The organism is Bradyrhizobium sp. Y36, assembly GCF_002531575.1.
Lineage (GTDB): Bacteria > Pseudomonadota > Alphaproteobacteria > Rhizobiales > Xanthobacteraceae > Bradyrhizobium.
In genome coordinates this window covers 1-10,811 of the sequence record NZ_NWTI01000041.1, presented here as the reverse complement: position 1 = coordinate 10,811, position 10,811 = coordinate 1, and the positions used below count along the sequence as shown (strand labels likewise).

At 65.3% G+C, this 10,811-nt stretch carries 11 protein-coding genes; 2 read left to right on the top strand and 9 right to left on the bottom strand.

Annotation, left to right across the window (positions count from 1 at the left end; translation table 11 throughout):
* Positions 1–64 precede the first annotated feature (64 nt).
* Positions 65–718 carry a TetR/AcrR family transcriptional regulator gene (locus tag CO669_RS34730; protein WP_198964420.1) on the bottom strand — a complete coding sequence of 218 codons (654 nt, stop codon included), beginning with the start codon at positions 716–718 and terminating at the stop codon, positions 65–67.
* A gap of 108 nt (positions 719–826) precedes the next feature.
* Between CO669_RS34730 and CO669_RS34725 the strand changes: the two genes are divergently transcribed.
* A complete protein-coding gene (locus tag CO669_RS34725) occupies positions 827–1,447 on the top strand; it encodes a hypothetical protein (RefSeq protein WP_097667109.1) in 621 nt (206 codons plus the stop codon).
* A gap of 10 nt (positions 1,448–1,457) precedes the next feature.
* On the opposite strand, the gene CO669_RS34720 is transcribed toward CO669_RS34725, so the two are convergent.
* The 8 genes from CO669_RS34720 to miaA all read right to left on the bottom strand — a co-directional run bounded on the left by CO669_RS34720 (position 1,458) and on the right by miaA (position 9,810).
* Entirely contained in the window at positions 1,458–2,306 is an 849-nt protein-coding gene (locus CO669_RS34720) for an SDR family oxidoreductase (RefSeq protein ID WP_198964421.1), read from the bottom strand.
* A 303-nt stretch (positions 2,307–2,609) separates the two neighbouring features.
* The gene (gene ilvC, locus CO669_RS34715; RefSeq protein ID WP_097667105.1) at positions 2,610–3,629 is read right to left on the bottom strand and encodes a ketol-acid reductoisomerase; all 1,020 of its coding nucleotides are present in this window, start codon (positions 3,627–3,629) and stop codon (positions 2,610–2,612) included.
* Between the two features lie 133 nt (positions 3,630–3,762).
* Complete coding sequence (locus CO669_RS34710; protein WP_198964419.1) at positions 3,763–4,365, bottom strand: LysE family translocator; 603 nt, start codon at positions 4,363–4,365, stop codon at positions 3,763–3,765.
* 19 nt (positions 4,366–4,384) lie between these two features.
* Entirely contained in the window at positions 4,385–5,260 is an 876-nt protein-coding gene (locus CO669_RS34705) for an EamA family transporter (protein WP_097667101.1), read from the bottom strand.
* Between the two features lie 46 nt (positions 5,261–5,306).
* Positions 5,307–6,002 carry a class I SAM-dependent methyltransferase gene (locus CO669_RS34700; protein WP_097667099.1) on the bottom strand — a complete coding sequence of 232 codons (696 nt, stop codon included), beginning with the start codon at positions 6,000–6,002 and terminating at the stop codon, positions 5,307–5,309.
* Between the two features lie 3 nt (positions 6,003–6,005).
* The gene (ilvN, locus tag CO669_RS34695; protein ID WP_028145447.1) at positions 6,006–6,548 is read right to left on the bottom strand and encodes an acetolactate synthase small subunit; all 543 of its coding nucleotides are present in this window, start codon (positions 6,546–6,548) and stop codon (positions 6,006–6,008) included.
* Between the two features lie 24 nt (positions 6,549–6,572).
* Positions 6,573–8,348, bottom strand: coding sequence for an acetolactate synthase 3 large subunit (locus CO669_RS34690; protein WP_097667097.1), 1,776 nt, complete (start codon positions 8,346–8,348; stop codon positions 6,573–6,575).
* Positions 8,349–8,853: 505 nt separating this feature from the next.
* Positions 8,854–9,810: a tRNA (adenosine(37)-N6)-dimethylallyltransferase MiaA gene (miaA, locus tag CO669_RS34685; RefSeq protein WP_097667095.1), complete on the bottom strand. Its 957-nt coding sequence runs from the start codon at positions 9,808–9,810 to the stop codon at positions 8,854–8,856.
* Between the two features lie 11 nt (positions 9,811–9,821).
* Here miaA and serB point away from each other — a divergent pair, with 11 nt between their 5' ends.
* Positions 9,822–10,727: a phosphoserine phosphatase SerB gene (serB, locus tag CO669_RS34680; RefSeq protein WP_097667093.1), complete on the top strand. Its 906-nt coding sequence runs from the start codon at positions 9,822–9,824 to the stop codon at positions 10,725–10,727.
* Positions 10,728–10,811: the final 84 nt, after the last annotated feature.

The window sequence follows — 10,811 nt, the reverse complement described above, 5'->3', positions numbered from 1 at the left end:
GCCTCCATTTGGAAGCCTTGAATCACTCCGGCTCAGCGGCGACAAGGGGGTTTGAGTACAGAACCTAGGCCTTGGCGATGCCTGCGATGAACATGTCGATCACCGCCTCCGCCATCCGCTCGATCTCGTCCTCCGCGACGCCCCAGCGCGGAAAGTGGCCGTCGAGATTCATCCGGGCGAAGCCGTAGACCAGCGCACGGCCGGCGATCTGGACTTGCTTGAGGTCGGCGGAGCGCAGCAGACCTTGCTCCGCCGCCTCAGTGAGGATTCCCTCGGTCAGCGCGATCAGTTCGGCGTTGTCGCGGGTCAGCTCGGCGGAGCTGCCATAGGCGAAATAGCGCCCGGTGGAGATGATCTCGAAATGCGCGGGATTGCGCATCGCCCAGCGCAGGTAAGCAAGGCCGAAGGCGCGGAAACGGGCGAGCGGGCCGGTGGCCGGAGCCCCGCTCAATGCGGCCTCGATCTCGGCACGGAAACGCCGCTGCGCCTCCTCCGCCACTGCGGCCATCAGGGCATCGCGGTTCGGAAAGTGCCGGAACGGCGCGCCCGGCGACACCGCGGCCCGGCGCGCGGCCTCACGGACCGAGACCTCCATACCTTCCGCGGCGAGTTGCAGCGCAGCATCGATCAGGACGCGGCGAAGGTCGCCGTGGTGATACGGCCGGGGTCCTGCTGCCGGGCGGCGAACGCGCGGCTTGGAGGGCTGACGGGCGGACATGGAAAGCTCCTAGCATCACCCGAACGTGAATGTAAGCAGCGATTACACCGTTGACCATGCCGGACCAATGAAATGTAATCGATGATTACATAACCTAGGGAGATCACCATGTCGCAACGTCAAGGCTGGCTCGAAGGCTGGCGGCTGCTGGCCGCCCTCACCCTCAGCCTGGTCGTCCTCAGCCTGTGGATCGCCTCAATGCGGCAGTTCGAGGTCGAGGGCGTGCGGATGGTGATCCGCTTCACGGCACGCAGCTCGCTCACGCTGTTCTGCCTCGCCTTCAGCGCCGCGGCGCTGGCGCGGCTCTGGCCCAATGGCTGGACGCGCTGGCAGCGTCGCAACCGCCGCTATCTCGGTTTGAGCTTTGCCGCCTCCCACGCCATCCACGCGGCCGCGATCATCGCCTTCGCCGGGATGGATCCGGCCGCCTTCGTGGAGGCCACCTCGCCCGCCTCCTACATCTTCGGCGGGATCGGCTATGCCGTCATCATCGCCATGAGCGCGACCTCGTTCGACCGCGCCGCCGCGTTGATCGGGCCGCGCGCCTGGCGAACGCTGCATCTCGCCGGCGGCTATTATCTCTGGCTCCAGTTCATGGTCTCGTTCGGCAAGCGTGTGCCGGCGATGCCGCTCTATGCCGCCTTCCTCGTTCCGCTGCTGATCGTGATGGCGCTGCGCATGATCGCGATGGCCCGCCGCCCGCGCGGGCAGATCGTCGCGGCGGGCTGAAGCGCGCGGCCTATTGCGGCAGGAATCCGAGCCGCTTGGCGATGATGCGGTCGAGCGTCCGCTTCGGCAGCACGGCCGTGATCAGATGGCGCATCGGATCAGGCGTGATCTGGTAGCGCACCTTGGGGCTCGCCGCCGTCAGCGCCTCGAACACGATCTCGGCGATGCGCTCGGCCGGCAGGCCCTTGGCGCCGAGGTCCATCATGAAAGCCATCACCTTGTTCAACGCCGGCAGATAGGGCGAGTTCTGGTAGACGGACAGATCGATCTCTTCCGCCTTGCTCCAGATCGGCGTCTTCACTGCGCCGGGGGCGACGATGATGACGTCGATGCCGAACAGCATCAGCTCGCGCCGCAGGCTTTCCGACAGTCCCTCGATGGCGTGCTTGGAGGTGCAGTAGGGCGCCGACAGCGGATTGCCGTTCTTGCCCGCGACCGAGCTGATCATCACGATCCGCCCCTTCGGCCCCTTCAACGACGGATCGGCGCCGAGCAGCGGCCCGAAAGCCTGCGTCGCGATCACGGGGCCGATGACGTTGATGTCCATCTGGCGGCGGAAATCGTCGGCCGACAATTCGAGCACGGGCCCGGCGACGGCGACGCCGGCATTGTTGACGAGGCCTGCCAGCGTCTCGCCATTCAGCGCCTCGCGCACGTCTCGCGCGGCCGCGAGGACCGCGGCCTCGTCGGTGACGTCGAACAGCAACGGGGTGAAATTGGCGCCGAATTCGGCCTTGAGCCTGATGGCATCGGCCTGCTTGCGCACACTGCCGAAGACGCGAAAACCGCGTCCGATCAGGAATTTGGCAGTGGCCCAGCCGATGCCGGTGGACACACCGGTGACGACGACGGATCGCATGGTCATTCCCCCAAAAGCTCCCCCGGGGGATCATGTAGGAGAAATGAGTCCAGGCGCAATGCCGCCCCGCCCCGGAAACCGCGCCGCGATCGCTGCTCTCGCGCCGTGATGCACTGCGAGAGAGAGCAGTCCGCACGCCGGTTCGTCGTATGGTGAACTGCAACAGCGACCATGAGACACACGAAATGAAAAGAGCGAGACCGCTATTTGCGGCCTCGCTCTAATCTTGGTGCAGAAGCTCTGTGCCTCCGGACCAGCAGCGCAACACTCGCGTGATGCGCGCCGTGTCTGGGGAACGCAGTCTTAGTTCTTGCTCTTGTCGACCAGAGCGCCCTTCTTGATCCAGGGCATCATGTCGCGCAGCTTCGCGCCGACTTCCTCGATCGGGTGCGCGGCGAGCTTGGCGCGGGTCGCCTTGAACGAGGTCTGGTTGACCTTGTTCTCGAGCATCCAGTCGCGGGCGAACTTGCCGCCCTGGATGTCGGCGAGAACGCGCTTCATCTCGGCCTTGGTCTCGGCGGTGACGATGCGGGGACCCGTGACGTACTCGCCGTACTCCGCGGTGTTGGAGATCGAGTAGTTCATGTTGGCGATGCCGCCTTCATAGATCAGGTCGACGATCAGCTTCACTTCGTGCAGGCACTCGAAATAGGCCATCTCCGGAGCGTAGCCGGCTTCGACCAGGGTCTCGTAGCCGCCCTTGATCAGCTCGACCAGGCCGCCGCAGAGCACGACCTGCTCGCCGAACAGGTCGGTCTCGCACTCTTCCTTGAACGTGGTCTCGATGATGCCGGCGCGGCCACCGCCGACAGCCGAAGCGTAGGACAGGCCGAGGTCATGGGCGTTGCCCGAGACGTCCTTGGCGATCGCGATCAGGCAGGGCACGCCGCCGCCGCGCTGATACTCCGAGCGCACGGTGTGGCCGGGGCCCTTCGGCGCGATCATGAGCACGTCGAGGTCGGCGCGCGGGTCGAGCAGGTTGAAGTGGACGTTGAGGCCGTGCGCGAACACGAGGGCGGCGCCCTTCTTCATGTTGTCGTGCAGGTGCTCACGATAGATGTCGCCCTGGAGCTCGTCCGGGGTCAGCATCATGACGAGGTCGGCCCATTTGGCAGCTTCGGCGACTTCCATCACCTTGAAGCCGGCGGCTTCCGCCTTCTTGACCGAACCCGAGTCCTTGCGCAGCGCGATCGCGACGTCCTTGACGCCGGAGTCCTTGAGGTTGAGCGCATGGGCGTGGCCCTGGCTGCCATAGCCGACGATGGCGACCTTCTTGCCCTTGATCAGGTTCAGGTCGGCATCGCGATCGTAATAAACACGCATGGGTCGTTTCCTCGTTCAGGGCCGAAATCGGCCAATGGTCAGTGTCCGAAGGGTGAAATTTGCGGATTTCGGGGGCTGTCTAGGACATTTTCAGCCCTGAGGGAAACCCGTTTCTGCATGGAAATCCGCGACATCATGCATCCATGAAAACGGGGTAGAGGGAGGCCAGCAGCAGGATCGCCATCAGGATATTGAAGGCGCGGACCAGCCGCTCCGAGGTCAGGACCGGCCGCAACGCCGAGCCGAACAGCGCCCAGACCACGGTCGAGACCGTGCCGACGAGCAGGCTGATCAGGGTCTGGATCGCGATGTTGAGCGGAAATTGGGCGATGGCCGCATAGGCGGTGATGGTGCCGATCACGATCACCCAGCCCTTGGCGTTGATCCATTGGAACATCGCCGCGCCCCAGAAGGTCATGGGACCGCGGTCATCCCCCTCGCCGGGCTTGGTCGGGCCGGACATGGCAATCGCGGCGGCCAGATAGATCAGGTAGGCCGCGCCGGCATATTTCAGGATGGTCTGGAGGATCGGATAGGCCAGGAACACCGAGCCGAGCCCGAGGCCGACAGCGGCGACCATGAAGGCGAAGCCGAGGACGATGCCCACGATGTGCGGAATCGTCCGCCGGAAGCCGTAGGTCAGCCCCGAGGACAGCAGCATGATGTTGTTCGGCCCGGGCGTGAAATACATCACGACCATGAAAACGAGGAAGGCATAGAACAGCGAGTAGGTCATCGTCACCTCACGCGGCCCGTCACGCGGCCTTGGGCAGGACTTGCGGGCGGTTCGCCAGCACCATCACCGCGATACCACCGATCACGGTCAGCATGCCGGCAAGCCGCAACGGTCCGAACCGCTCGCCGAAGACGATGCTGGAAGCGGCCGAGCCGACGAACGGGACCAGCAGCGCGAACGGCACCACTTGCGCGGCGGGATAGTCGCGCAACAACCGGCCCCAGAGCCAATAGGCGATGCTGGTCGAGATCGCGCCGATCACCAGCAGGCAGACGAGGCCCTTGAGCGAGATGTGGATCAGCGACTGGAACGTCGGCGCCGGCCCGTTGACGACCAGCGCGAGCGCGAACAACGGCACGGCGGCCGTGAGGCAGAGCCAGGCAAACAGGTCGAACATCGGCGCGCCGCGGGCGCCGCGCAACAGAAGATTACCAACGGCGAAGCAGATCGGTGCGATCATCAGCACCGCGAACGCGCCAACGCTGAAATCGTACCCGACCGTGCCGCAGATCATGAGCAGGCCCGCCGCCGCGATGACGATACCGAGAGTCTGCACCGGCGTCGGCCGCTCGCCGAATGCGATCGCGGCAAAGCCGATGGTGAACAATGCCTGGCTCTGCACCACGACGCTGGTCAGCCCGACCGGCACGCCATGGGCGATGCCGTAGGCCTGGCTCAGGAACTGGCCGAGAAACAGCGTTAGACTGATCGCGATCAGGAGCGACCAGGCGACCTTGGGCTTGGGAACGAACAGGCACGGCAACGCGGCGATCAAAAAGCGCATCGCCGTCATCAGCTCCGGCGAAAGCTCGTCGAGCGCGATCCGGCTCGCCACGAAGGCAAGTCCCCAGATGATCGCCACCAGGAGGGCGATGAGGATATCGGCCGGCTTCATTGTTGTTCCCGGTTCTGCCCCGCCGGACAGCCCTGTTGTTGTTGGTCTAGCCTTGCTCGCCGGCTCTTGGTTTCCGTAGCAGATACGTGCCGTGCATCGGCGCGTGGTAATCGGCCGAGACCAGCGTGAAGCCGACATCGGTCAGCATCCGCTCCATCACCCAGCCGAAGGTGGAATATTCGTCGCGCATATGCGTCACCACGCCCTCGCGTGCGAAATCGTGGTTCTTGATCTGGAAGTCGGCCCACTGATCGACGTCGCGCTCGATGGCATCCGGCATCGACGCGTAAACGATGTCGCGCAAATAGAACGTCGCCCCGGGCTTGAGCGCCCGAAAGATCCGCGACATCGCCACCGCCTTCCAGAAATCAGGCAGGTGATGCAACGTGAATTCGCTGACGATCAGATCGTAGGATTCGGGCCGATAGGCGAAGCTGAGCAGGCCGGCGGATTGGGTGCGCACGGGCGCCTTGCGATCGCGCGCGTAGATCTCGGCGAGCGCCAGCATCGCCGGCGAGATGTCGATGGCGTCGACCTCGGCGCCCATCAACGCCGCTTCGGTCGCCAGCACCCCGTTGCCGCAGCCGATGTCGGCGATGCGCCAGCCGCGCTGGACTCCCAGCATCTTCAGTGCGGCGCGCGCCCGCAGATCGGCATCGTCCTGGGCGTCGTAGATCGAGGCCACGGCGGGCCCGATCCCCATCCGGTTCCGCTCGTTGTAGTACCAGTCGCGCGCCAGCATGGTTCACATTCCTTCGGGCCCGCGGCCGATCGCGGCAACGCCGGTGCGCGACACCTCGACGAGGCCGAGCGGGCGCATCAGGTCGATATATTGATTGATCTTGTCGGTATTGCCTGTGATCTCGAACACAAAGCTCTCGGTGGTGGCGTCGATCACCCGGGCGCGGAACGCATCCGCGAGCCGGAGCGCCTCGACCCGATGCTCGCCCTGCCCGCGCACCTTCACCATCGCGAGCTCGCGCTCGATCGAGCGGCGGGTCTGGGTCATGTCGACGACCTGGTAGACCGGGATCATGCGGTCGAGCTGGTTCTTGATCTGCGCGATCACCATCGGCGTCCCCGTGGTCACGATGGTGATGCGGGACAGATGCTTTTGGGCCTCGGTCTCGGAGACCGTGAGGCTTTCGATGTTGTAGCCGCGGCCCGAGAACAGGCCGATGACGCGCGCGAGCACGCCGGGCTCGTTCTGCACGAGCACGGCAAGCGTGTGCGTTTCGTTCGGGTCGTGGCGCTCTTCGATGAAGTAGGCGGATGCGGGCTGGTTCATTGTCGTCCCCTCAAATCTCTCTCGTCACACCAGCGCCTTGCCGCCGGCAAACGCTTTCGCGGTCGCCTCGTCATTGGCCTGCTCCGGCAACAGCATCTCGTTGTGCGCCTTGCCGGAGGGAATCATCGGGAAGCAGTTCTCGAGCGCCGCGACGCGGCAGTCGAACAGCACCGGACGCTTGACCGAGATCATCTCCTTGATGGCGCCGTCGAGATCGCCGGGCTTGTGCACCTGCAGGCCGACCGCGCCATAGGCTTCCGCGAGCTTGACGAAATCCGGCAGCGCTTCCGAATAGGAATGCGACAGACGGTTGCCGTGCAGCAGCTGCTGCCACTGCCGCACCATGCCCATGTACTGGTTGTTCAAGATGAAGACCTTGATCGGCAATTCGTACTGCACCGCCGTCGACATCTCCTGCATGGTCATCTGCACCGAGGCATCGCCCCCGATGTCGATGACGAGACTGTCGGGATGGGCAACCTGCACGCCGACCGCCGCCGGCAGGCCGTAGCCCATCGTGCCGAGACCACCCGACGTCATCCAGCGATGCGGTTCCTCGAAGCCGAAGAACTGCGCGGCCCACATCTGGTGCTGGCCGACCTCGGTCGTGATGTAGGTGTCCTTGCCGCGCGTCGCCTCGAACAGGCTCTGGATCGCATGCTGCGGCAGGATGACGTCGTTGCTCTTCCTGTAATAGAGCGAGTTGCGGGCACGCCACTGCGCGATCTGCTGCCACCAGCTCTTGATGTCGGGCTTCTTCGCCTCCGCCTTGAACACCTGGAGGATGTCGCCGAGGATGTTGCCGCAATCGCCGATGATCGGCACGTCGACGCGGATGTTCTTGTTGATCGAGGACGGGTCGATGTCGATGTGGATCTTCTTCGAACCCGGCGAGAAAGCATCGACGCGGCCGGTGATGCGGTCGTCGAAGCGCGCACCGACGCACAGCATGACGTCGCAATCATGCATCGTCATGTTGGCCTCGTAGGTGCCGTGCATGCCGAGCATGCCGAGCCAGTTCTTGCCTGACGCCGGGTATGCGCCCAGGCCCATCAGCGTCGAGGTGATCGGGAAACCGGTGACCTCGACCAGCTCGCGCAGCAGCTTTGTCGCTTCCGGGCCGGAATTGATGACGCCGCCGCCGCTGTAGATCACGGGGCGCTTGGCACCCGCGAGCAGCGAGACCGCTTTACGGATCTGCGACGCATCGCCCTTCACGCGCGGCGCGTAGGAGCGGTGCACGTCGGATTTGCGCGGCGGATGATAGGTGCCGGTCGCGAACTGCACGTCCTTGGGCACGTCGACCAGCACCGGACCCGGACGGCCCGTGGTCGCAACGTAGAACGCCTCATGCAGCACCTTCGCGAGATCGTTGACGTCGCGAACCAGCCAATTGTGCTTGGTGCAGGGACGCGTGATGCCGACGGTGTCGCATTCCTGGAACGCGTCGTTGCCGATCAGATGCGTCGGCACCTGGCCGGAGATGCAGACCAGCGGGATCGAGTCCATCAGCGCGTCGGTCAGCGGCGTCACCATGTTGGTGGCGCCGGGGCCGGAGGTCACCAGCGCGACGCCCGGCTTGCCGGTCGAGCGCGCATAGCCTTCGGCGGCGTGGCCCGCGCCCTGCTCGTGGCGAACCAGGATGTGCTGGACCTCGCTCTGCTGGAAGATCTCGTCATAGATCGGAAGCACCGCGCCGCCGGGATAGCCGAAAATGTCGGTCACGCCGTGATCGATGAGCGCGCGGACGATCATCGCGGCGCCGGTCATCTGGTTCGGATCGTGGCTCTTGTCGCTCATTGGCTTGCTCCGGATGCGCTGTTGTCAGCGGCTTCGTTCGTGTCTGGCTCGGGAAATAAAAAAGGCCCCGAAGAGGGACCCATGCACACCGCCTGTCATGTGGATGGCAGCTAGCCACCCCCGGCGGTGTGCCTGGGTACGACGGCGATAAGGAGTTTGGTAATAATGTTACGCATGGCAGGCGCCCGGCTTCCCAAAGGTTGCGCGAAACATAGCGGCCAAAGCTCGGATGTCAAGGCAATGCGGCCGTTCCCGCGCGATTTTGGCAGTGTAGCGGTGTTCCCGGGGTTCGGCGAGAGGTAAATTGAGGAACCCGGACAGAAAAGCGTGCCCGCCCCTCCTTCGTCATTCCGGGGCGATGCGAAGCATCGAGCCCGGAATCCATAGCCACAGGACAAGCTGGCTCGCGAGATGATGGCCAAGAGCCGTCGCCACGCGGGCGCCTGGGGTTATGGATTCCGGGCTCGCGCTGCGCGCGCCCCGGAATCACGAGGGAGGGAGGTCGTCATCCCTGGTCCCGCGCCGCACTCACGACGGCCGCGAGCCAACCCCTCGCCTCTTCCGGCTTCACCCATTCGAACTCCGGCAATTGGTGTCGGAACCAGGTGAATTGTCGCTTGGCGTAGTGGCGCGTGTCGGCGCGCCCGATGCCGGCGGCCTCTTCCAGGCTCAGCTCCCCGCGCAAGTACCGGATCAGTGCCGGCACGCCATGAGCCTTCATCGCCGGCAGCTGCGGATCAAGCTGCCTGGCGGCGAGCCGCTCGACCTCCTGCAACGCGCCGGCGGCCAGCATGGCATCGAAACGGGCATCGATCCGCGCATAAAGCTCGTCGCGGTCGGGGGCGAGAAACACCGCGCGAAAACTGTCCTTCGGCAGCAGCGGCGGCTGGCCCTCCCGGTGCCAGTCGAGCAGCGAGCGGCCGGTCGCCTCGGCCACTTCGAGCGCGCGCGCGATCCGGGTCCGGTCACGCAGGTTCAATCGCTCGGCTGCGCGCGGATCGCGACGCGCCAGTTCCGCATGCAGCGCCTCGGGGCCGTTCCGCTCCAGCCGCGTGCGCACGGCCTCGCGCACCTCGGCAGGAATGGGCGGCACCACGGAGAGTCCCGCCGTCAGCGCCTTGAAATACAGTCCGGTGCCGCCGATGAAGATCGGCAGGCGGCCTTCCGCCTTGGCCTCGTCGAGCGCCCTGGCCGCGTCAGCCACCCAGGCGCCCGCCGAGAAGTTCACGGCCGCATCGACATGGCCGTAGAGACGGTGCGGAGCGCGGGCTTCCTCGTCATGCGTCGGCCGTGCCGTGATGATGCGCAGGTCGCCGTAGACCTGCATGGAATCGGCATTGATGACGATCCCGCCCGCGCCGAGGGCCAGCTCGAGCGCCAGCGCCGACTTGCCGCTGGCGGTCGGGCCTGCGATAAGCACGGCCTCGCCAACAGGCCTTCTGCCGACTTGCCTCTCGCTCACGAAAACCTCAAATGTCCCTCGTCGCCACGCTGATCTGCAATCCCGACAATCCCGCGCTCGACTCCACCATCGTCGATGGCGCCCGCGCCGTGCTGCCGCAGGCCGCTCCCGCACACTGGTTGTTCGACGGGGTCGCGGTCGATATCCCCTTCGGTGCCGACAATAACCTCGAAGCCGACCGCCACGCTATCGAGCAGCGGCTGCGCGAGCTTCGCGGCGACCTGCCCGTCGACATCGTCGTGCAACCTGTCGGCTTCAGGCGCAAGAAGCTTTTTCTCGCCGACATGGATTCCACCATGATCGGCCAGGAATGCATCGACGAGCTCGCCGACCTGGTCGGGATGAAGGCCCATGTCGCTGCTATCACCGAACGCGCCATGCGCGGCGAGATCGAGTTCGAGCCGGCGCTGCGCGAGCGCGTCGCGCTGCTGAAGGACCTCCCCGCCAGCGTGGTCGACGAGGTCCTGGCCAAGCGCATCACGCTGACGCCGGGCGGCCGTGAGCTGGTCGCGACCATGCGCAAGCATGGCGCCTATACCTGCCTCGTCTCCGGCGGCTTCACGCTGTTCACCCGCGCGGTCGCCGCCAGGATCGGCTTTCAGGAGAACCGCGCCAACGAGCTCGTGGTGCGCGACGGCAAGTTCACCGGCGAGGTGAAGGAGCCCATTCTGGGCCGCGCGGCGAAGCTCGCGACGCTGGTGGATCTGATGGAGTCGTTCGATCTCGACGACATCGACTCCGTCGTGGTCGGCGACGGCGCCAACGATCTCGCGATGATCCAGGCGGCGGGACTGGGTGTGGCGTATCATGCGAAGCCAGCGGTCGCAGCGGCTGCGGCCGCACGGATCGACCACGGCGATCTCACCGCGCTGCTCTATGCGCAGGGATATCGGCGGGACGAGTTCGTGGAGGCTTAGCCTCCTCCGCGTCGCTGTCATCACCCGCGAAGTGTTTAGCCCGGACAGATCACTGACGGGTGTTCGGAGACATAGCTGACACGT

Coding starts and splice junctions, on each gene's coding strand:
- CO669_RS34710 (WP_198964419.1), bottom strand. CDS start 4,365: ATGACCTACTCGCTGTTCTATGCCTTCCTCGTTTTCATGGTCGTGATG.
- CO669_RS34700 (WP_097667099.1), bottom strand. CDS start 6,002: ATGCTGGCGCGCGACTGGTACTACAACGAGCGGAACCGGATGGGGATC.
- ilvC (WP_097667105.1), bottom strand. CDS start 3,629: ATGCGTGTTTATTACGATCGCGATGCCGACCTGAACCTGATCAAGGGC.
- serB (WP_097667093.1), top strand. CDS start 9,822: ATGTCCCTCGTCGCCACGCTGATCTGCAATCCCGACAATCCCGCGCTC.
- CO669_RS34720 (WP_198964421.1), bottom strand. CDS start 2,306: ATGCGATCCGTCGTCGTCACCGGTGTGTCCACCGGCATCGGCTGGGCC.
- CO669_RS34690 (WP_097667097.1), bottom strand. CDS start 8,348: ATGAGCGACAAGAGCCACGATCCGAACCAGATGACCGGCGCCGCGATG.
- CO669_RS34725 (WP_097667109.1), top strand. CDS start 827: ATGTCGCAACGTCAAGGCTGGCTCGAAGGCTGGCGGCTGCTGGCCGCC.
- CO669_RS34730 (WP_198964420.1), bottom strand. CDS start 718: ATGTCCGCCCGTCAGCCCTCCAAGCCGCGCGTTCGCCGCCCGGCAGCA.
- ilvN (WP_028145447.1), bottom strand. CDS start 6,548: ATGAACCAGCCCGCATCCGCCTACTTCATCGAAGAGCGCCACGACCCG.
- CO669_RS34705 (WP_097667101.1), bottom strand. CDS start 5,260: ATGAAGCCGGCCGATATCCTCATCGCCCTCCTGGTGGCGATCATCTGG.